19 protein-coding genes are annotated in these 22,200 nt (G+C 45.4%); 12 read left to right on the forward strand and 7 right to left on the reverse strand.

The window, feature by feature from the left end; all coding sequences use genetic code 11:
• Positions 1–67 precede the first annotated feature (67 nt).
• The 4 genes from PH235_RS03725 to PH235_RS03740 all read left to right on the forward strand — a co-directional run bounded on the left by PH235_RS03725 (position 68) and on the right by PH235_RS03740 (position 6,199).
• Entirely contained in the window at positions 68–1,933 is a 1,866-nt protein-coding gene (locus PH235_RS03725; protein ID WP_272161079.1) for a DUF2207 domain-containing protein, read from the forward strand.
• 130 nt (positions 1,934–2,063) lie between these two features.
• Positions 2,064–3,584, forward strand: a complete 1,521-nt coding sequence (locus tag PH235_RS03730) for a pyruvate kinase (RefSeq protein ID WP_272161080.1) — start codon at positions 2,064–2,066, stop codon at positions 3,582–3,584.
• A gap of 148 nt (positions 3,585–3,732) precedes the next feature.
• Entirely contained in the window at positions 3,733–4,521 is a 789-nt protein-coding gene (locus PH235_RS03735) for an MBL fold metallo-hydrolase (RefSeq protein ID WP_192875250.1), read from the forward strand.
• Positions 4,522–4,921: 400 nt separating this feature from the next.
• Positions 4,922–6,199, forward strand: a complete 1,278-nt coding sequence (locus PH235_RS03740; RefSeq protein WP_443080843.1) for a S1C family serine protease — start codon at positions 4,922–4,924, stop codon at positions 6,197–6,199.
• Positions 6,200–6,896: 697 nt separating this feature from the next.
• Here the strand turns inward: PH235_RS03740 and PH235_RS03745 are convergent.
• A complete protein-coding gene (locus PH235_RS03745) occupies positions 6,897–7,565 on the reverse strand; it encodes a potassium channel family protein (protein WP_272161082.1) in 669 nt (222 codons plus the stop codon).
• Between the two features lie 24 nt (positions 7,566–7,589).
• Positions 7,590–8,969, reverse strand: coding sequence for a TrkH family potassium uptake protein (locus PH235_RS03750; protein ID WP_272161083.1), 1,380 nt, complete (start codon positions 8,967–8,969; stop codon positions 7,590–7,592).
• A gap of 343 nt (positions 8,970–9,312) precedes the next feature.
• On the opposite strand from PH235_RS03750, the gene rlmH reads away from it, so the two are divergent.
• Both rlmH and PH235_RS03760 read left to right on the forward strand, forming a co-directional pair.
• The gene (rlmH, locus tag PH235_RS03755; RefSeq protein ID WP_272161084.1) at positions 9,313–9,792 is read left to right on the forward strand and encodes a 23S rRNA (pseudouridine(1915)-N(3))-methyltransferase RlmH; all 480 of its coding nucleotides are present in this window, start codon (positions 9,313–9,315) and stop codon (positions 9,790–9,792) included.
• 153 nt (positions 9,793–9,945) lie between these two features.
• Positions 9,946–11,115, forward strand: a complete 1,170-nt coding sequence (locus tag PH235_RS03760) for a hypothetical protein (RefSeq protein ID WP_272161085.1) — start codon at positions 9,946–9,948, stop codon at positions 11,113–11,115.
• Positions 11,116–11,463: 348 nt separating this feature from the next.
• Here the strand turns inward: PH235_RS03760 and PH235_RS03765 are convergent, their stop codons facing one another.
• Positions 11,464–12,531 (reverse strand): PQQ-dependent sugar dehydrogenase, encoded by a 1,068-nt coding sequence (locus tag PH235_RS03765; RefSeq protein ID WP_272161086.1) that lies wholly within the window; start codon positions 12,529–12,531, stop codon positions 11,464–11,466.
• A 209-nt stretch (positions 12,532–12,740) separates the two neighbouring features.
• On the opposite strand from PH235_RS03765, the gene PH235_RS03770 reads away from it, so the two are divergent.
• The 5 genes from PH235_RS03770 to PH235_RS03790 all read left to right on the forward strand — a co-directional run bounded on the left by PH235_RS03770 (position 12,741) and on the right by PH235_RS03790 (position 17,384).
• Positions 12,741–13,256, forward strand: coding sequence for an SRPBCC family protein (locus PH235_RS03770; protein WP_272161087.1), 516 nt, complete (start codon positions 12,741–12,743; stop codon positions 13,254–13,256).
• A 283-nt stretch (positions 13,257–13,539) separates the two neighbouring features.
• The gene (locus PH235_RS03775; RefSeq protein WP_272161088.1) at positions 13,540–14,259 is read left to right on the forward strand and encodes a DNA alkylation repair protein; all 720 of its coding nucleotides are present in this window, start codon (positions 13,540–13,542) and stop codon (positions 14,257–14,259) included.
• Between the two features lie 405 nt (positions 14,260–14,664).
• Positions 14,665–15,141, forward strand: coding sequence for an NAD(+)--rifampin ADP-ribosyltransferase (gene arr / locus PH235_RS03780; protein ID WP_272161539.1), 477 nt, complete (start codon positions 14,665–14,667; stop codon positions 15,139–15,141).
• A 169-nt stretch (positions 15,142–15,310) separates the two neighbouring features.
• Positions 15,311–17,023 carry a dihydroxy-acid dehydratase gene (ilvD, locus tag PH235_RS03785; protein ID WP_272161089.1) on the forward strand — a complete coding sequence of 571 codons (1,713 nt, stop codon included), beginning with the start codon at positions 15,311–15,313 and terminating at the stop codon, positions 17,021–17,023.
• Positions 17,024–17,039: 16 nt separating this feature from the next.
• The gene (locus PH235_RS03790; protein WP_272161090.1) at positions 17,040–17,384 is read left to right on the forward strand and encodes a metal-sulfur cluster assembly factor; all 345 of its coding nucleotides are present in this window, start codon (positions 17,040–17,042) and stop codon (positions 17,382–17,384) included.
• Between the two features lie 95 nt (positions 17,385–17,479).
• Here the strand turns inward: PH235_RS03790 and PH235_RS03795 are convergent, their stop codons facing one another.
• Both PH235_RS03795 and fabV read right to left on the reverse strand, forming a co-directional pair.
• Positions 17,480–18,241, reverse strand: coding sequence for an AIM24 family protein (locus PH235_RS03795; protein ID WP_272161091.1), 762 nt, complete (start codon positions 18,239–18,241; stop codon positions 17,480–17,482).
• 255 nt (positions 18,242–18,496) lie between these two features.
• On the reverse strand, positions 18,497–19,693 hold the full coding sequence (gene fabV / locus PH235_RS03800; protein WP_272161092.1) for an enoyl-ACP reductase FabV: 1,197 nt from the start codon (positions 19,691–19,693) through the stop codon (positions 18,497–18,499).
• A gap of 237 nt (positions 19,694–19,930) precedes the next feature.
• On the opposite strand from fabV, the gene PH235_RS03805 reads away from it, so the two are divergent.
• Positions 19,931–20,293, forward strand: a complete 363-nt coding sequence (locus PH235_RS03805; RefSeq protein ID WP_272161093.1) for a cupredoxin domain-containing protein — start codon at positions 19,931–19,933, stop codon at positions 20,291–20,293.
• Positions 20,294–20,533: 240 nt separating this feature from the next.
• On the opposite strand, the gene rluF is transcribed toward PH235_RS03805, so the two are convergent.
• Positions 20,534–21,241, reverse strand: coding sequence for a 23S rRNA pseudouridine(2604) synthase RluF (gene rluF, locus PH235_RS03810; protein ID WP_272161094.1), 708 nt, complete (start codon positions 21,239–21,241; stop codon positions 20,534–20,536).
• Positions 21,242–21,387: 146 nt separating this feature from the next.
• Positions 21,388–22,128, reverse strand: a complete 741-nt coding sequence (truA, locus tag PH235_RS03815) for a tRNA pseudouridine(38-40) synthase TruA (RefSeq protein ID WP_272161095.1) — start codon at positions 22,126–22,128, stop codon at positions 21,388–21,390.
• Positions 22,129–22,200 lie beyond the last annotated feature (72 nt).

Consider the following 22,200-nt stretch of genomic DNA (forward strand, 5'->3'; position numbering starts at 1 on the left):
AGTTTGTTAAAATGGGGGTATCAGAAGCGACAAGCTTGATGGAGGGTATCGGAAGGGGAAGGTAACAATGAAACGGATAGGCTCGATTGTGCTGTTCATGTTCTTTTTTTTGATTGGATTTGGACAGAAGGAAGTACAGGCCCGTTCCTATGAGATTACGAATTATGATGTGTTGGTCGAAATACAGCGGGATGGTAGCGCTTTTTTTACCGAGAGCATCACTTACGATTTTGAAGGGGAATTCAATGGGGTGTTGTATGATTTGGATATTTCAGAGGTAGCGGATCCGACAGATGTCAAAGTGTCGATGCAAGGCTATCTGTCGGAAAATCCTTTCCCTTTTGCTTTGAGCGATACAGAGGAATCGGGGACGTTCAAACTGGACAACACCGGTGATTTTCTGAATTTCACCGTATACAACAAAATGACCGATGAGATCCAGACGGTCATCTATCAATACCGCATTCCAGAAATCATCACGAACTACAACGACATCGCTGAGTTCAACCGCAAGGTCATCGGTTCCGCCTGGGAGGATCCGTTGAACGATGTGGACGTCACCATTCTTTTGCCGGAAGCGACCGGTGAAGAGGAATTGCGCGCTTGGGGCCACGGCGGCGATGAGAACAGTTCAGTGACGTTGCAAGACAACCAAAAAGTCCTGCTGTACGTCCCACAGAATCCGGCCAATCAATTCGTGGAGGCTCATGTGATTTTTCCGACCAGCATCACCGCAGACAATCCGAATGTGGTGAACGAGGACAAATTCGATGAAATATTGGCGCAGGAAGCCGCATTGGCTGAAGTAGATCAGCGCAATGCGATGCTCTACGGAATCATCAGTGCAGTGCTGGCGGTAGTTGCGCCGGTTCTGCCAATCCTGGTGTTCCTGTGGGTAAGGAAAGCCAGGAAAAAAGAAATCCCGCAGGAAATCCATCTGCCGGATCATATCTATGAACTGCCTGAGGACATGACGCCGGCCGTCATGAACGGTGCCGTCTTCAGCGGAAATGTGCAGGCTGCCGACATTTCGGCGACCATCCTGGATCTGGTGCGGAAAGGCTATCTGACGATTTCGCCGGTGCAGATTCCCCAAAAAGGGATTTTTGGGCGGGAAAAAGCGCCGGAAGACTCCTTCCGTCTGATGCAGATCAAGGACACGAAAAACGCCCCGATCCTGAGCCATGAAAAGCTGCTTTTGGATTGGTTCATCAGTGATGTCGGGGACGGGGAAAGCGTCACGCTCGATGATATCGAGAACATCGCCGACAATTCGGCAGAGGCCAAACGCTTCAATGAGAATCGGGTCAAATGGCAAGAGCGCGTGATGGATGTCGCCACGCCGAAACGCCGGAATTATCGTTCGAAGGACAACAAGAAAGCTGTCGCCTTCGCGGTCCTGGCTTTGGTCGCAAACATCGTGTTATTGTTTGTGATTTCGGCGCTCGCTCTCGCCACAGGGAGTTTTACTGCTTGGGTGATCATTCTTGTGGTATTGAGTGCGGTAATCAGTTTCATCCAGGTCGTTACAGTAGCAGCCAAGCCGATCATGACGGCCGACGGGGAACGCACGAAACAGGAATGGGCAGGCTTCCGCAATATGCTGAAGGACGTGGGTGATTTCCCGATGCGGGAAGTGGGATCGATTGCTTTATGGGATCATTTCCTGGTCTATGCCGTCTCTTTGGGGGTTGCTGACAAGGTCATGAAGCAGATGCAGGTCGAGTTCCCGGTGAATGAGATCCAGGCTTCCGCATTCGGCAGCTATTACTACATGAACAACGCCATCTTCCTGTCCACGCTGAACAACAGCATCAACACAGGCGTAACCAAATCAATGCCGACTTCCTCGAACAGTAGTGGATTCGGCGGCGGATTCGGTGGCGGCTCATCCGGCGGGTCGGGTGGCGGTTCCGGCGGAGGGGCTTTCTGACGAACCCCGGCCATACTTTCGAAAACATCCTATTCTGAAGCAGAGCAGGGTGTTTTTGTTTCAGATACGAATCTATTTTTTAGTAGTCAATCTTTGTTCAGCGGTTAAAAAGAGATCGGAGTGAACCAAAGTGAAAGAAAAAGAATGGAATGAATTGCGGGCGCTGTACCAGGAGATGCAGGCGCTCCGTCAGGCGGTTTATGAGGAGGGTAATGCCCTTTATGCGGAATGGGAACCGCGTATTTCCCGGAATTCTTTCCGCCTGAGTGGTAAAAATCTTGCCTACTATCTGGCGTTGCGCCGTAGGGATATCCGGCCATTGCAGAGCCGACTGTCCAAATGGGGGTTATCCTCACTGGGAAGAACGGAATCGAAAGTCCTCCAACAGTTGGATGCGCTCGTCCGCAACTTGGCGCTGATGTCAGGGGAAATCAAGCAGCTGGATGACTATCCGCAGACGACCGAAAAGTTCCCGGGCCGGAAAAAACTGGCGACCGAAACGAAAGCCTTATTGGGCGACCCGCCGAAGCACCGGACGACCCGGATCATGGTCACCCTTCCGGAACAGGCCGCAACGGATAAGGACTTCCTTGTCCGCCTGCTGGAGCGCGGCATGGATATCGCCCGCATCAACTGCGCCCATGACGACAGCGCCGTTTGGCTGAAGATGGTCGAAAACCTGAAGGAAGCCCAAAAAACTGCCGGCAAGAGTTGCCGCATTTATTTTGACATCGCCGGGCCGAAGATCCGGGTGGATGCCGTCAGCAGCGAAAAGGATAAACCGCGCCTCAAGGTGGGCGACTTGTTCTTCCTGACGGCGGATGCTTCCTATAAAGATTTGGAACACTATCCGGTCATCGTGTTCAGCGAAAGCCTGAACCTCTTTGACGAGCTGAAGGTCGACAGTCCGGTCATTTTGGATGATGGCGTCCTGGAAGGGCGTGTCGTGGAGCAAAAACCGCAAGGCGTCGTCGTGCAGGTAGGGAAAGTGGCCAAGGCTAAAGGGATCAGAGTGAAGCCGCAGAAAGGGCTAAATTTTCCGGAATCGACCTTTAGGATGCCAATCTTGACGGATAAGGACCGAGAAGACTTGTTGGTTGCCGAAATCGAGGCCGATATCCTGGGTTTCTCTTTTGTCCGCGGAAGCAAGGACATCGTGGACATCCAAAATACCTTGGCAGAGCAAGTAGGAAGCGAAGCGGCTGTTGCCATCCCGCTGGTGATCAAGATCGAAACGGTGGAAGCCGTGAATCACCTGCCGGAACTGATTGTTGCCGCAGCCAGCCAAAATCCACTGGCGATCATGATTGCCCGCGGAGATTTGGCTGCCGAGGCCGGGTTCTTGCGGCTGTCGGAACTGCAGGAGGAAATACTCTGGATCTGCGAGGCTGCCCACATTCCCGTCATCTGGAGCACGCAGGTACTCGAGAATATGGTGAAGAACGGTGTGCCGACGCGTGCGGAGATGTCGGATGCGACGATGGCCGGGCAGGCTGAGTGCGTCATGCTGAACAAGGGCGATTTCGTGGAAGAGGGGATCACCTTGCTGGATGCGATCCTCGTGCAGAGCCAACAGAACCGATCGAAGAAGACAGCCCAGCTGCGCGCACTCAAAATCGCCAAGAAAGCTTGGCGCAAACCAAAAAAATAAGCGGCAATTGGGGTGGCCTCCCCGTGCAGTTCCGAAGATTAACTTTTCCTAACAGTAAGAAAAATTACTGGCATTTTCCAAGAAATAAGTTACACTTATGGATGTATTGGAGGGGCTAAGTGTGATTGAAACAATAGAAAAAGAGGGCATGCGCGTCAGCTATCTGGCGAGCGGCAGTTCCGGCAACTGCACCTATATCGAGACACCCAAACGGAAAATATTGGTGGACTGCGGATTGAGTGGCAAGAAAATCGCCGGTCTGATGGCGAAAATCGATCGCAACCTTGCGGATGTGGACACGATCCTCGTCACGCATGAACACCGCGATCACGTGCATGGCTTGGGCGTTTTGGCGCGCAAGTACCATATGGATCTGTATGCGAACGAAGCGACTTGGAAGGCGATGGACCACATCATCGGCAACGTCAAGACCGAACAGAAGCACATCTTCGAGATGGGGCAGGTGCTGACCTTGGGCGATGTCGACATCCAAAGCTACGGCGTTTCCCATGATGCCGCGGAACCGCAGTTCTACTCCTTCCATCATGAAGGCAAGCAGATGGTCATGTTGACCGATACCGGTTATGTCAGCGATCGCTTGCGCGGTCTCTTGCGGGATGCGGATGCATACCTGATCGAAAGCAACCATGATCTGGAATTGCTACGCATGGGCGGGTACCCTTGGTCACTGAAACAGCGCATTTTGGGGGATGAAGGCCATCTGTCCAATGAGGATGGGGCTGCCGCCGTCGCCGAAATGCTGGGCGACCGGACGAAGCGCATCTACCTTGGGCATTTGAGCCGGGACAACAACATCAAGACATTGGCGCACCATACGGCCGAAAGCATTTTGATGCAAAAAGGCATGGGCGTCAATGAAGATTTTTTTGTATATGATACCGATCCGGATGAGCCGACCGAACTTTTCAGAGTTTAGGCGACAGGCGGGATGGCAAGTGCAGGAGGGGCGGATCGAGTGATTCCGCTCCTTTTTGCATATGCGGATATGATACAATAAGCTCACTGAGGATCAATTTTCCGAAATATTCTCTTACTATCTTCATAATTTATTCAAAATAAGGAACTATACTGAGTCTGTAGAACGATAAGGAGGAATCAAAATGGACAGGGACGAAGAAAATAAAAATAATCCGCTCGATCAAGAAGCACCCAACGAAACGGAGACTGAATCGACTGCCACCGACGCTCCATCTGCTGATCACAATCAAGAAGACTTATCTGAAGAAACAGAAATAGAAGCCGAATACACTGAGGTCGAAGAAACGGCCAATGAAGAAGAGCCGATTGTGGAACCAGCCGCAAGCACAAGGCCGACGATGAACAAAGAGGAACGCGCGCGCGTATACAACAGCGTAAGCGAAACCGAAGAAATCTCGAGACGCCCGAAAGACCGCAAAAATTCACCGATCAGAAACGGCATCGTCGGCGGATTGATTGGAGGCGGGATGGTCGCCCTGATCGGAGCCGGCTTGCTTTTCGGGACGGGCATCCTCGGCAACGGATCCGGAACCGGTGATACCGGGACAACCACCATAAACGAAACCGTGACAGATGTCGCCGTCAACGTGACTACCGATACGACTGCCGCTGTGGAGAAGGTGCAGGATGCTGTCGTCTCGATCATCAATATGCAGGCAGGCAACACGAACATGTTCGGATTTGACCTGCCGCAGAACTCTTCCGATGCCACAAATGGAGCTCTGGAGACATCGAGTGAGGGCAGCGGCGTCATCTATAAGATCGAAGATAACCTTGCCTATATCGTTACGAACAATCACGTCATCGACGGGGCGGATGAGCTGGAAATTCTGATGAAGGACGGCACGAAAGAAGTGGCGTCCGTCGTCGGCAGCGATGTCTGGACCGATTTGGCCGTCTTGACGATCCCGGCAACAAGTGTCACCGCGGTGGCTTCCTTCGGGGATTCGGACGCCGTGAATGTCGGTGAACCTGCCATCGCAATCGGCTCTCCGCTTGGAACCGAGTTTGCGACTTCGGTCACGCAAGGCATCATTTCAGCCAAAAACCGTTCCGTATCCACAGATGTGGATGGGGACAGCATCGTCGACTGGGATGTGACGGCGCTGCAGACGGACGCGGCAATCAACCCGGGTAATTCCGGTGGCGCCCTGATCAACATCGCCGGCCAGGTCATCGGCATCAACTCGATGAAGATATCCGATTCGAACGTCGAAGGGATGGGCTTCGCGATCCCGAGCAATGACGTCCTGACCATCATCAACGAGCTGGAACAGAACGGCGAAATCATCCGTCCGATCCTGGGTGTATCCATGCTGGATCTCTCCCAGATTTCCGCGTCCCAACAAAGTTCGGTACTGACTCTGCCTGATGATGTGACGGCAGGCGTCGTCATCGCCGAAGTCCAGGCTTTGTCCGCAGCCGAATTGGGCGGATTGGAACAATATGACGTCATCACGGAAATGAATGGTGAAGCCGTAACGAGCATCGTCGACCTGCGCAAAATCCTGTATGCACTGGAAGTGGGAACCGATGTGGAAATCTCCTACTATCGCGGCGGCACGCTGCAGTCAACGACCGTGACCCTGACTGAAGGACAGACCTCGGCCGAATAAGCTGAAAAGATAAATGAACTGTTGAACACCCCGCAGGGCTTCTCTGGAGAGAGACCATGCGGGGTATTTTGCATTTGTGGTCTGTAGTTATTGGTGACAGGGGGCTAGGAAGGTGATTGGATCCGGAAAGATGAATAAGTCAGAGTAATCCATGCTCTTGGACCGAAATTCGGTCGTAAAGATGGATAAGTCCAAGTTATCCATCTTCCAACCAGAAAATAAATCCAAAAAGAATAGAAATCCACATGAGTGTGGATAATTTCTGTGGAAAAAAAGTTTTTGTGTGCAAAACGCGTAAATGATGATGGGAGCGGTGCTTTCTGAAAATGGAAGTTATGCACAGAAATCGGAGAAGTCTGTGCATAAGAGTATGACTCCATGTGAAAAAAACTGAATAAACGTTGGTAAATAAGGGTTATAATGCGATTTGATTGCTCAATACACCATGTGCATAACTGTGTGGGTAGGAGGATAATTCATTTTCAGGATAATCAATATGATGTGGCCAAAAATAATGCTACCACTAGATAACGGGGGAACGTGTGTACATGTGCATAACTTTTGTGGATAAGGTGTGAGTTGGGTGTGTGAAGTGGGTATAACCGAAGCCGAAATCCAAAACCTATGTACCAAAAAGCTGATTCCGATCATCAAAACCAAAAAAAATAGCACCCCGAAACCGGGATGCTGCGGTAAATCAAGAAAGTTGGTTTAAGTAGTCGTAACGTTCAAAAACATCGGATTCGGTGATGCCCACAAGCACGATATCTTTATCCACAATGTAATCGCCAGTGAAGGATACATTCAGGTGCTCACCGCGGTGTTTGCGGAGGCCGATGATGTTGATGTCGTATTTGTTGCGCAGGTCCAAGTCCCCGAGTGTTTTGCCTACCCATTTGGCAGGAGGATAGAATTCGATGATGGAAGTCTGTGCATCCAAGTTTACGACATCTTCAATGTTTGTGCGCAGGATGTTTTTGGCGACGCGCATTCCGGTTTCCTTTTCAGGCAGGATGACAGTATCGGCGCCGATTGCCTCCAAAACCTCACGGTAATTTTTGTTTTTGGCTTTTGCGATGATATGCTGTATGCCAAGTTTTTTGCAGTTCATGACAGCCAGCACGCTTGCTTCCAATACTGTACCGGTAGCGATAACGACTACATCGCAGTCCGCGAGTCCGATCGATTCCAACAAGGCTAAATCCGTTACGTCTCCGATGATTCCTTTTGTGATGAATGGCTCCAAACGGTTTACGTTCTCAGGATCCTTGTCGACGGCGATAACATCCGCATCGAATTCGCTCAACGTTTTTGCGATTGTCGATCCGAAAATACCAAGCCCCAAAATTCCAACCAATTTACTCATATTTAGATACGCTCCTCTTTGCTATTATCCGATCAGGATAGTTCCTTTAGAAAATTCAACATCATGGACTTTCTGCGTGCGTCTGACTAAGCTGTCCAACATGGTGATCGGTCCGATACGCCCTGCGAACATCAATACCATAATCACGGCCTGACTCAATTCCCCCAGTGTAGGGGTTAGGTTGGCGCTGACACCCACCGTGGCAATCGCAGAAACTGATTCAAACAGAATGTAAATGAAATCCACTTCAGGATTCAGGATACTCAACACGCTGGTACCGAAAATCAAGGTTCCCAGAAGCGCCATAAAGATGACGAAAGCTTGACGGACTTGCTGGCGGCTGATTGTGTGGTTCGCGATATTCACATTGCTCTGCCCACGCAACTCGTTGTAGAGTGTCAGGAAAATGATCGCGAATGTGGTAGTCTTCAGACCGCCTGCGGTACCCCCTGGAGAACCACCGATGAACATGGTCAGCACAAACCAGAAGAGTGTAAAAGGATAAACGGTCGTATAGTCGATGGTCGCGAAACCGGCTGTTCGCATGGTGACGGTCTGGAAATAACCGGCCATAAGTTTTTGCGGGAAGGTGAATGTTCCGATTGAGTTCGGATTGTTGTATTCAACTGCGACGAAAAAGACAAGGCCCACAAGGATGATGATAAGCGAAACGCTGACAGCAAGGCGGCTGTGCAAGGACAGGCCGCGGAAAAAGACTTTTAGGCTAGGCCTGCATTTTTTCCCCAAGTAGCATTTTACGCTTTTCGATACATCGAACCAGACCGAAAAACCGATACCGCCTAAAATGATAAGCGAAGTGATGACGTAGTTCACCAACGGGTCATGGACATAATCGACGAGACCGACATTTCCCAACGGATCGAATCCGGCATTACAGAATGCGGAAATCGCCAAGAACAAGGAAGTGAACAAGCCAAGTGACCAACCCATTTCCGGCACAAAGCGGATTGAAAGCAGAAGGAAACCGGTAAGCTCAATAACGGCGGTATATTTCAGGATATCCGAAAGGTATTCCTTGAATCCACGTGCATCCCCACGGTTGATCCCTTCCTGAACGGCCAAGCGGTTCCGCAGGCCCATCCTTCCTCTCAGTCGCGTGATGATGGAAGCAATCAGAGTCATCAACCCCAAGCCCCCGATCTGCATCAAAGCTATCCCGACGACCTGGCCGAAGATGGTGTAAGAGTCATGGACAGATTCGGTGAACAGTCCGGTTACACACACCATCGATATAGCGGTGAATAAGTTGTCGAAATAGGTTGCATTCGAAGTAGGCAGCTGACTGATCGGCAGCGTCAACAAAATCGATCCGGTAAAGATGACAAAAGCAAAACTCGTCGCAATTTTTTGCGAAGCAGTCCAACTCGAAAATTTCTTTAACACAGAAAAGTTCTTTAACACAATGGTTCAAATTCTCCTCTCAAATAGCATGCGAATAGGATTTGTTACTTCATTATAATGCTATCGCATGATTAAGCAACTCAAAAGCATAAGAGTATCTTAAATCATTTGCAGAAAAAAGCAACTGGTTTTCACGCCTTTTTCAGACGAAAATTGCACTTTTCTTCATATTATAATAAGACTGTACAACCAGTTTGGTTAATAATAAGATAAACAGGAAATCCTAGATATATTTTCGTCAATAAGCCGTCAAACAAAAAGACGGTTGCGAAATCGCATTTGTTCCCATAGGATAGTAGATGAGAACAAAAAGGAGCGAAAAGGAATGAACATTAAAATAATCACGGTTGGAAAATTGAAGGAGAAATATCTGAAGGAGGGCATCGCCGAATACACGAAGCGGCTCGGCAGCTACTGCAAGCTGCAGATCATCGAAGTCGCAGATGAAAAGGCGCCCGAAAACCTGAGCGACAAAGAGATGGAAATGATCAAGGACAAGGAGGGCGAAAAGATCCTCGCAAAAATCCCGGAACAGAGCTACGTCTTCGCGATGGCGATCCAAGGAAAACAGTACGATTCGGTGGAATTCGCCAACGAAATCGACAAACTCGGAACCTCCGGCAAAAGCGACATCGTCTTCATCATCGGCGGCTCGCTCGGACTCAGCCAAGCCGTCCTGTCCCGCGCCAACCAACACATCTCCTTCGGCAAACTGACCTACCCGCACCAACTCATGCGCCTGGTGCTTGTCGAGCAGATCTACCGCGCTTTCCGGATTATCCATGGGCATGCTTATCATAAGTAAATGCGATTTGTAGTTCTGATTTATTTACTTTGAGGAAATAGCGTTGTTAGTTCTGGAAAATTATTCTTAAGTAACAAAATTGAAGAAGATTAAGTACATTAGGTGTATTATGACTAGAAAAATTAACTATGTAAACAAGAGCGAGGTGAAGTAATGAATACAATATTTTTTTCGTGGCAGAGTGATTTGCCAAATTCAGATAATCGCAACTTTATTGAGGATGTAATAAAAAAATGTATTAAAGAATTAAATCAAAATGATTTTTCGTTAGTATTAAGTATTGATAAAGATACTAATCAGTTGGCAGGGTCCCCTGATATAGCAAATTCTATTTTAACTAAAATTTCCAAATCTTCAGCTTTTGTTGCGGATATATCTATTATTAATGATAATAGTTCTGATCGTAAAACGCCTAATCCAAATGTATTATTTGAGCTAGGTTATGCTGTTAAACAATTAGGTTGGGAAAATGTAATCTGTTTATTTAATACAGACTCTGGTTCTCTTGAAGAACTGCCATTTGATTTAAGAAATAGAAGAGTATTGACTTATTCAATTAAAAATAAAGTAAAGTCGGAAGAAAAAAAGAAATTAATTCAAATTTTTAAAGGAATTTTAAGAGATAATGAACGACGAATGGAATTATCTAGAGAAATTATTGATTATTACAATGTGGATATCTATAATCAAATGATTTTATTACTAAAAAATATAAGCAAATTTTTAAGACCTGAAGAAAATCATGGAGGGATTTCTTTTAAACAGATTAATTTAACATTATCTATCGTAGAATCTGAAGTTAAAGATGCTATTGCTGATAATTCACATTTAGGATTCACTTTGTTTAAAGACTATTCTGAAATAGAAAACAACTTTAATTCGTTATTAAATAAAATTATCCAAGTTAAATATTTCAATGATACTCATTATTTGCCATTGATAAATTTGATTAAAACTTTAAGAAAATGGAATAGAATTCAAAATAGACATATTTATCTAAAAGATTTTTTGAGAAGTAGTGTAATATCAGATATATATAAGGTTGTGGGTTCTCAATCTGAAAGAAAGCTTTTATTAAAGCGACTTGATGATAATAATCATGATATTGGTAAAGTGATCGATTTTGGGGATTTTAAAAGTGTTTATTCAGAAGATGACTTAATAAGTACATTTAGATTTAATAATCAAAGATATCTAGAGATATACAGTGAGTTTATTTTAGAAATAGTAAATAACATTAATACTTGGATTGAATTAAATGACGGAGAGTTTTTGATTGATAATGTTTCAATGGAGTTTTCAATCAAAAATAAAGAGAATTAATTTTTTATTAACAATTTCATAAGACTTAGTTGAAATTGCCAATAGAGAGACGTTATCCGTAACTGAAGTATAGCGATTAATAAACCGCAGTTACGAATGATATGCACATGCATATCATAAATGAAGTCATTTTTCTGAGGGGAATGGCGGTATGACGGCATTCCTACGCCGGATACAGAAATGGCTTAAAAAAGAGAATGCCAAATAAAGCGGAAAGCCCATAGTGACGGGCTTCCCGCTTTGTTTTTGCTTTCCGGATCATCGTGCAAAGAAATTACTTAAGAACTGTGCCACTTGTTGAGAGCACCTACAATAAATACGCTCATATGGAATTCCTCCTATTCGTATTTAGTTTAATTCTATTCGATATAATTTATCATCATCGGAAGATCCATCACCTCTACCGTCAAGGTTATTTGTTATAAAAAATAGGTCATCGCCAACAATTAAAACGTCTCTTATCCTTCCATAGTCTTCAATAAAAGAATGAACAGTTTGATTTTCTAAATCAAACTCAAGAATAGCACTCCCTCTCAATGCAGCTACGTATAAGTGATTATTCCACTCATCCATGCCAGAAGGGGCCCAAGTTTCATCAGAACCAGAGGTAAATAACGGACCTTCCATGCCCTCCTGTTCTTCTGTACCTTCAATCAGTGGCCAGCCATAATTTTTGCCTGCTTCGATTATATTAATTTCATCGTTGGCATGATTTCCATGTTCACTTGCGTACATTGTCCCATCAGGAGTCCAAACCAGCCCTTGTGGATTTCGGTGTCCATAGCTAAAAATATAGCTATTTTCATAGGGATTGTCTTCAGGTATTGTCCCATCGAGATTTAATCTTAAAATTTTCCCATTCAATGAATCCAATTCTTGAACTTCATTGAGGTTATAGGCATCTCCTACGGTTACATACAACTTATTATCTGGTCCGATGGCTAATCGGCCACCGTCATGATAGTTCCCTGCTGGAAGTTGGTCGAGCAATATTTCAACTTCTGCCCATTCATTATTTTCCAAACGCAATTTGACGATTCTATTAAAGGCTCCTTTTGCCTTCAAATAAGTATAATAGGCAAAAGCTTCATTATTTTCTTCAAAGTTTGGGTCTAAGATAAAACCAAGTAATCCCGCCTCTGATCCACCAGATAAGTCTTCGCTTAAATGAACTGTTTGCCGCTCTAATTCATTTCCTTTAATTCTTACAATATTTCCCGGTCTTTCACTGATATAAAAAACATCTTCATGCTTCTGAATTGACCATGGCACGTCTAAATTTCCAGCTAACTCCACAGCTCCATCACTATGCTGATTGCTTGCTTCAGTGCTATCCGATGATGGCGATTGTTTTAGCGATGAGCAACTTGCTAATAGAAGTGACACAGATAATCCCAGAATAAAGATTTTCTTCATTTTTTTCCGCTCCTTCGCGAATAAGCCTCTTTAAGGTCATTATACTGCGAGGGTAGGACGAGATGAAATAATTCGGTGGAACGTATGTTACCTGCCACAATAACCCCAAATATTTGACACTCTTTTTTTGTTTCTTTTACAATAGGCGTGTAGTAATGATAGTACCCTTTGCATTGTGATTGCTTCATTTTGATAGAGGAGGAAAGACAATGTCACAGAATCAGCTTATTTGGCACATAGAAAATGAACGGATCCTGATAATGGAACGGCTTTTTGATGCGCCAAGGGAAAAAGTATTCAAAATGTTTACAGACACGGAGTATCTAAAAAAATTTTGGGGCCCGCACGGCTTTGAATTGCCGCATTCAAAGATGGACTTTCGCGAAGATGGCGAATGGCATTATGGCATGCAGTCAGTCGACACCAGCCAGGAGACATTCGGAATGGTATTTTGGGGTAAAGCCAACTACACAGAAATTGTCGAACCGGAACGCATTGCATATATGGATTACTTCTCTGATCAGACGGGCAGGGTAGATCCTGATATGCCAGCCAGTAAAGTCACGATGGACTTCATGGATTTAGGCAATCAAACGAAACTTATCAGTAAAACGGAGCTCGAAGATGCTGATGCGCTGAAAAGTTTGCTCGATACGGGCATGATAGGTGGTATCACTGAGACATGGGAGCGTTTAGATAAATTATTGGAAAAGCAATCAACCTAGTCGCGATTGAGGGAATTTGATGTTCTATAGGCATTGTGTTTTATGATTGGCCGTATGGCATTGATGGTTAAAAGTTCTGAACCACCATCAATGCGGGAAAAAACAGAACGGGAATAACGAAAAGCTTAAGTAAATGCTTTTCGTTATTTTTTTTGAAAGCTTGAAAAAGGACAATTCCAACAAGTTGATTAAAATCACCGGTGTTGAGATAATGAAGCGAAATGAACTTACTTCAACGTACTGATAAAAAAGATTGGGTAAAAGTTTGAGAGGGTGGTGGGCTATGTCTAACATAATCGAGCAGGTAAGGCAGGAACTAATCAACAATTCAGACGAAACGACAAAGGAAAGCGGCAAACGATTTTTTAAGGAAGAAGTGAGACTGTATGGCGTAAAAACTATGACAGTTTCGAAGATTTCCAAAGAGGCATTTAAAAGCGTCGCAAAGCTTTCCAAAAAAGAAATATTTGATTTATGTGAACAACTGTGGCTTTCGGGAATGATGGAGGAATCTTTTATTGCCTGCAATTGGACATATGCGATCAAGAAACAATACACTGAAGATGATTTTCTTCTGTTTGAAAGATGGGCAGATGAATATGTGACCAACTGGGCATCTTGTGATACTTTCTGTAACCACACTGTTGGGACATTCTTGGAAATGTATCCAGGGTATATAGAAAAATTAAAAGATTGGACGAAATCCCAAAACAGATGGGTTAGGCGGGCGTCAGCTGTATCGCTTATCATACCAGCCAAAAAGGGTCTATTTAAAGATGATATTTTTGAAATTGCCGACAGTTTATTGTTGGATAAGGATGATTTAGTGCAAAAAGGGTATGGCTGGATGCTGAAATCGTTATGCACCAAGTATGAAGATGAAGTATACCAGTATGTGTTGAGCAAGAGGGACACAATGCCCAGAACTGCATTAAGGTATGCTATAGAAAAAATGCCAAAGCCAATGAAGCAGGAGGCCATGAAAAGAGAGAAGAAAAAGTGAGTAAGAGTCAGCATTCTCACTTCCGTAGCTTATGTAATCTACATTTATACGCTGCAAAATGCAGTGGCTTTTTGAACAGCAGGGTATCACTATATTTCAGTTGGCGTTTCAATAATTAAGAGGTGAAATAAGATGGATAATCAATTCGATCCCAATAACAAGATCATTCAACTACTCCTTAGGGGTATGGGCATGGAAGACAACGGCAAACCTGAAGAGGCGAGCTTGCTGTTTATTAAAGCCTGGAGTGAAGCAACAGACGACTTTGAAAAATTTATTGCAGCTTATTATGTGGCCCGAGATCAAAAAAATAGTTCAGACAAATTAAAATGGTTCGAAACATCTTTGCAGTTTGCGTTAAAACTGAATGATGCTGCAGTTAAGAGCGCTTTTCCATCGTTATATTTGAACATTGCTAAATGCTATGAGGAGTTATCCGATCCTGACAAAGCAAAAAAGAATCTTGACTTATCAAATTCGTATAAGCTTGCGCCTTCTGATCCAGGCCCTTTTTTTCATGGGACAAAAGTAGATTTGCAGGTTGGGGATCTGTTGACAGCAAAAGAGGAATCGAATTACAAATCCGGACTTAAAATGAACCACATTTATTTCACGGCCTTGATTAGCGGTGCGGGACTTGCAGCCGCATTAGCAAAAGGCGATGGAAGTGGACGTGTTTATATTGTAGAGCCGACAGGGAAATTTGAAAACGACCCGAATGTTACAGACAAGAAATTCCCGGGAAATCTGACACGGTCCTATCGCTCCCAAGCGCCATTAAAAATTGTTGGCGAAGCAACAGATTGGTTGAGACAAACGCCAGAGGAACTTCGTCTGTGGCGTGAAAAGTTGGCTAATAATAAAGGGGAGATTATTAATTGAGGAGTCAACATGGTGGCGCCTGAATTTATGAATTCGGCTTTTTAAAACAACAATCTTTTTCATGTCCTAAATTGCGGAGGGACCCTGATAGTTTTTTGGGGGCAGAAATGTTAAAATTCGATTAATAGTAAGTATCGTTTGTGCATGAAATTACGGGAGGGGTTTGGGAATGGATAACGCAAAAAATAAAAAAGATTTACGCATCAACAGCTTCGTTTATGATGGGGTTGTGAAATCGCCGAACCGTGCGATGTTGCGCGCGACAGGTATGCATGACGAAGACTTTAAAAAGCCTATGGTCGGAGTGATCAGTACTTGGGCTGAGAATACACCTTGCAATATTCACTTGAACGACCTAGCTGCAATCGCAAAAGACGGCATCAAGAAGCAGCGCGGGTGGCCGATCCAGTTTACGACAGTGACCGTTTCGGATGGCATCGCGATGGGGACGCCGGGGATGAGCTATTCGTTGCCTTCGCGCGATCTGATTGCGGACTCGATCGAAATTGCGGTTGGCGGCCAGAATCTGGATGCATTCATCAGCATCGGCGGCTGCGACAAGAACATGCCGGGCTCTGTCATTGCAATGGCCAATGCGAACATTCCATCCATTTTTGTTTATGGGGGCACGATTGCTCCGGGGCAAGATGAGGATGGCAACGACATCGACCTCGTATCCGTTTTTGAAGCCATCGGAAAGTGGAACAATGGCGAAATGACGGAAGAAGAAGTACGGGCGATCGAATGCAATGCCTGTCCTGGACCAGGGGCTTGCGGCGGTATGTATACGGCCAACACAATGGCATCGGCGATCGAAACAATGGGACTGAGCTTGCCGGGATCATCGTCAAACCCTGCTGCAACCGGTGATAAATTGAAAGATGTCTTCGAGGCAGGCGAAGCGATCATCGGTTTGATCGAAAAAAATATCCGTCCGCGTGACATCATCACGCGTAAATCTCTGGAGAATGCCGTGGTGATCACGATGGCATTGGGCGGATCGACCAACGCCATCTTGCATATATTGGCGATTGCCCATGCCGCTGAGGTGGACTTTGCGATTGAGGACTTCAATGATATCCAAAAACGGGTACCGCATTTGGCAAATCTGAAACCTTCGGGAAAATATGTCTTCCAAGATCTATACAATGTCGGAGGGGTCCCCGCTGTTCAAAAATATTTGCTTGATAACGGCTTGCTGCACGGCGACTGTTTGACCGTAACCGGAAAGACGCTGGCGGAAAACTTGGAAAACGTGGCGCCTTTAGCAGAAGGCCAGGACGTGGTTATGACACTTGAGAATCCGAAACGTAAGGATGGTCCATTGATTGTCTTGAAAGGCAATCTTGCTCCTGATGGCGCTGTCGTAAAAGTTTCCGGACTGAAGGAACGACGCCACGAAGGGCCAGCGAAGGTTTTCAACACCGAAGAAGCGGCAATCGATGCGACTCTGAACGGGGAGATTGTTGAAGGCGATGTGGTGGTTGTCCGCTTTGTCGGGCCAAAAGGTGGGCCAGGTATGCCGGAAATGTTGTCCTTATCGAGCATTATTTCCGGAAAAGGCATCAAAGTCTGCCTGATTACAGATGGCCGTTTTTCAGGCGGTTCACACGGATTCGTGGTTGGGCATGTCGCACCGGAGGCACAAGACGGCGGCCCGATTGCCTTGCTGGAAACGAATGATACGGTCATCATTGACCAGGATACGCGTGAGTTGACGATGAAAGTATCCGATGAAGAGTTGGCTAAGCGACGCGAAAAACTGGTATTGCCGCCTTTGAGATCACGCGGAGTCCTCGGAAAATACGCACATATCGTATCATCCGCATCGAAAGGCGCCGTCACCGACTTCTTCAACCGCAATCCATTTGAGGAAAAATAAAGGAGGGTGCCGCATAGTGGAAAAGGGCATCACATATACTGGTCAAGCGGGCCAGCACAAGGAAGAACTGGAAGAAAAACTGATGAACATCATGGATACGGAAATCGGCCTCGATATCGTCAATCTCGGATTGATTTATGGCATCGACCTGGATGACGACGAGGCTTGCACTGTCCGATTAACCTTCACAGGCGCTGGCTGCTCTTGTTCGGAGCATATTTTAAAGGGCGTCCATGAACAGCTTGAGTCGCTAGGTTTCATCAATGAGGTCATAATCAAGATCGTGTGGAGTCCCGCCTGGGTGTTGGATCGCATCACCCGCTACGGCCGCATTTCTCTCGGAATCAATCCAGGCAGATAAGAAAAAGGATCGGAACAAAGTGTTTTTGATACACTTTGTTCCAATCCTTTTTTTGAATGAACGCAAGTATTGCTGGATTCGTAAACGACTTTCTTTTATCGAAGAACGGGTGCCATCAGAACTTTGCCTGTTCCGCGATAGACGTTAACCAAACCTTCGCCGGATGCGGCTGAACCTAGGAGTGTCTGGCCCGATCTTGATACTGTAAATTCCAGGCTGCCGGACCAAGCAATCGCCATATTTCCATCAATCTTCAATTCATCATTTTCCAGCTCTATTTCTATCAGTTCTTCTCTCGGTACATACGATTCAAGTGCGACAATTCCTCCACCAGAAAGACCTAGGTTGAAAAGACCTTCTCCGCCCATTGCAACAGAAGAAAGGTTAGACCTCATAACGGCTTTATGGTTCAATTCTGAATCACAAGCCAAAAACAATCCATCTTCAATCACTATTGAGCCATTCCAGTCATCGACATCAATAAGCAAAATATGCTTGTAGGTCGGTTCTAATACCAGTTTGCCGGTTCCGGTGTACTCAGGCTTAATTGCGGATTCATTAGTGACTTTCCCTCGAAGAGCTTTTCCAAAAAAATCGCCCACGCCTTTAATTCCTGTTGTAGCACTGACATTCCCCACCATCCACTGCATAGCTCCTGACTGGACGGTAATGTCGGAACGACTGACATCGCACACCAGCTGTCTTCTTCTGACGTTCATTTCAGAAGCGTAGTAGGCGGCTTGAGCTGTCAGATGATCGACACTCAAATCTTTTAAATATTCCACTACTTTAAAAGCTCCCATCTCTTCGACAATCTTCACATCATTGTTATCTTCGAAATTTCTTACTTTAAACATATTCGTTTTCCTTCTTTCTTTTACAGAATCAATAGTTGTTTCTGATCAATAAAGGCTTATTCAATTTTGCTGTATCATTGTCCATTATTATAACACTATTTTGATTTGCTCCCAATATCTAGACGGGTGTTGATAAATGAATGGAAGAGGAACGCTTATGTTGCTATCCGTAGAAGCAGAAAAGTCTTGACTCTCAGAGCCAAGACTTTTCATTCATTATTGCGGATAAAGGTTGAGAGGTGTCACCAAAATAGCTTAATATTCCAATGCCTTCAAATCTTCAATCGTAACCTCTTGCTCAACATAGCCATCAACCATGAACCCACTTAAAATTGAAAACTCTTTATAAAGGATGTCATATGCTGCTATTTCGGTATTGAAATTCTCTTTGTTCAATTGTTGGATCAGTGCCTTCGTTTTAGCTTGCGTATCGCTGTCAAGTTCCCAGCTATCCGGTCTCAGGCGGCCAGCTTCGTCATACTCAGCGTTAGTACCATAAACCATGTCGCGATAGATGCGGTCGATGTGCATGATCGGTGTTTCGTGGGTGCCTTTTTCCGTCATGACTTTGTAAAGACCGATGCAATAAACAGGGAAGAAAGGAATCACTGAGCTTGCTTTAGTGGTCACGGCAGTAGCCACCACAATCTGGGCTTTTCCGTTGATGTCAGCCAACAACGCATTGATAGTCTTCGCCTTTTCATCACAGTCTGCTTTAGCAAGACCAAGGGTGCCGCCACCGTAGTAAGGACGGTTCAGCTCTGTTCCCAAATAAGAGTAATTGGTCGTCAGAACCCCGTCAGCCAATACATCTGCTTCCTTCAACGCTTCCATCCATAGCTGCCAGTCTTCGCCACCCATAACTTTAAGCGTACCGGCGATTTCTTCCTCTGTTGCAGGTTCCAACGTTTCCGTATAGAAATCCTGATTTTGCATATTGATATTAGGGCCAACCACTGGCTCCCCAAGGGCTTTGATTGCGGAAGTGTACGTTTCTCCGGTATCGGGATCTGTCCTTCTGCCGCTTGCCAAGCTATAAACGACCAGGTCCACTTTGCCCCCGAACTCGTTCTTGATATACTCGATGACTTCTTGCTTGCTTTCGTGGCTGAAGGCGTCCTGCACAAAGTTTTTGGCGATCAGGCCTTCTTTTTCGGCAGCCTCACGGAAAGCGATATTGTTGTACCAGCCGGCTGTGCCGAGATTCCGCTCATTTTTCGGTCCTTTTTCGAAAGAAACGCCGATTGTATCTGCTCCCGCACCGAAGGCCAGGCTGATCCGAGTGGCTAAACCGTAGCTTGATGAAGCACCAATGATCAATACCTTTTTCGGACCTGCAAAAGTTCCTTTGTTTTTTACATAGTCGATTTCATTCAATACTTCCTGCTTGCATCCAAGCGGGTTTACACCAAGGGCCACATTTCCCCGTATATTTTGTTTAAATTCCAACATGTTTGATTTTCCTCCATTAAAATGTCATAAGAATATAATACCAGAAAAATGTTCTCAAGAATAAATTATATGCCAAAATTTCGAGCATAAGTTAGCTGTTTGTGTTACCAGTTGATAGGGCAGTTTTTTTACATAGGAAAATATGCGCTGTATAATGAACATGCGGAGTGTTCAAAGCCCATTAAAGTATATGTTGTTCTGGTAGGCTTTTTTAAAGGAAAGGGGGAAGGAACTATCATGATGAAAAAAGTATTTAGCGCATTCCTGATGCTATTTTTTGCGGTTGTGTTTACTTCTTGCTCATCAAACACGGAAAATTCAACTGATGCCACAAACAGTCAAACACCTGCAGTAAGCATCGAAAATTCTTCTTTTAAACCCTCGAATATCACTGTACGAAAAGGCGCTGTAGTGGAATGGACGAATAACGACACTACTGTTCACAACATCAAAGCAACTGCATTCAACTCTCCAGATTTGGAAAAAGGAGAAACATTTGAATTTACATTTGTAACAGCGGGAACTTATGATTATTCTTGCGGGATACATCCAACAATGAAAGGGAAAATCATAGTAGTTGAAAATAAATCGACTTATTGATTCTTTTCAAAGGGAGAAGGAAGATGTTCTAACGGGTATTGCTGAGGAGTTTTTGTATCGAAACCTAAAAAAGAATAGAATCGACAAAGCGGAAAGCGCATAGTGACGGGCTTTCCGTTTTTCTTTTGCATTTCGGAAAAAAAAGAAGCCAGGATCCCTAAACGGACCTTGGCCTTTCTTTTTGCGGAATATGGAAATAACTGAGGAAGTTGTGGCAGAGGCTACTCTAATCCTCTAGTTTTACCATTCTTTAGGTTCGTAGTTTAACTCTTGGAATAACTGCGACTTTTCCTTCTTGGACAGGTAGCGCCATTGTCCCACAGGAAGATTGTCCAACTGGATATTCATGATGCGGATTCTTTGCAATCGGTAAACGTTGTATCCCAATTCTTCGCACATGCGGCGGATTTGACGGTTGAGTCCTTGGGTTAAGATGATTTTAAAATCATATTTTGATAGTTGCTCCACTTTGCAAGGCAAGGTGACCGTATCCAATATTTTGACACCTTCTGACATCTGCTTCAAGAATTCAGGAGTGATGGGGCGGTCCACGGAAACAATGTATTCCTTCTCATGCTGGTTCTCGGAACGCAATATTTCATTGACGATATCGCCGTCATTCGTGAGCAGGATCAAGCCCTCGGAATCTTTATCGAGGCGCCCAATATGGAAAACCCGGAAGGGATGGTTGACCAAATCGACAATATTTCCCTTGACGCCTTTTTCGGTCGTGCTCGTGATGCCGACCGGTTTGTTCAAGGCAATGTAGACATTGTTACGGGCTACGAAAAGCTGGTTGCCGTTTACGCGAACATCATCACCCGGCTCGACTTGGCTGCCGATCGTTGCCCGCTTTCCATTAATCGTTACACGCCCCTCAGTAATCAGCTTGTCGGCGCCTCGTCTGGAGGCTTGGCCTGCTTCACTTATAAATTTATTAATACGCATGTGGACACTTCCTTAATCCAAATATATTTTGTTCCTTACTTGGTTGAAAAACATCTAGGCGGACAGGTGACAATCAACAAAAAATAGCCGGATACTTGCGGAAAACCGCAGCGTATTCGTCTACTTTTTATGATTCGCGCTTTTTGTCAATCGTAGTAAACTGCATCCAGGAACAGTCCGTGAGAAGGCACCGTCATCCCGGCATCGCTTCTGATCCCGCTCTTGATGATGGCGTCAATATATTCCGGCTCCATCGTCCCGGCTCCGATTTCGAGGATCGTCCCCATCATGATCCGGACCATGTTGTAGAGGAAGCCTTCCCCTGTGAACGCGAAGTGCAGCAGATTGCCGTCTTGCTGGATCGTGATTTCATTGATGGTCCGGACCGTTGATTTTTTCGACTTCTTGAGTGAAGAGAAACCGAGGAAGTCATGGGCTCCGACAAGCTTGCTGCAAGCCTCATTCATTCTGTCGATATCAAGGTGTCCAGGGTAATGGTAGCTGTAGTGGCGCTCAAATGCGGAAGGCACGACATTATTCCAGACATGATAGCTGTATGTCTTTCCGACAGCATGATAGCGGGCATGGAACCTTTCCGGAACCTCCTCCAGCTCTTTGACGACAATGTCGCGCGGAAGATAACGGATCAGATGATCCTGCATCGCTGTCAAATCCATTTTGGATGTCGTCTTGAAATTGGCAACTTGCCCTCGTGCGTGGGTGCCAGCATCCGTCCGGCCCGAGCCGATGATTTCGATCTCTTCTCCCGTCATTGCCGACAGGATATTCTCTATTTTGCCTTGAATGGTTTTGTCCGAATCCCCAAGCCTTTGCCAGCCCAGGTATCTGCCGCCATCATACTCGATCGTCATTTTTATATTTCTCATTTTATCTCCCTTAAACATCGAATTCTGAGCATTGTTACATGCTGTGTACTCCTGTATTATACCGAATATGGT

It is taken from the genome of Trichococcus sp. K1Tr, assembly GCF_028309625.1.
Classification (GTDB): domain Bacteria; phylum Bacillota; class Bacilli; order Lactobacillales; family Aerococcaceae; genus Trichococcus.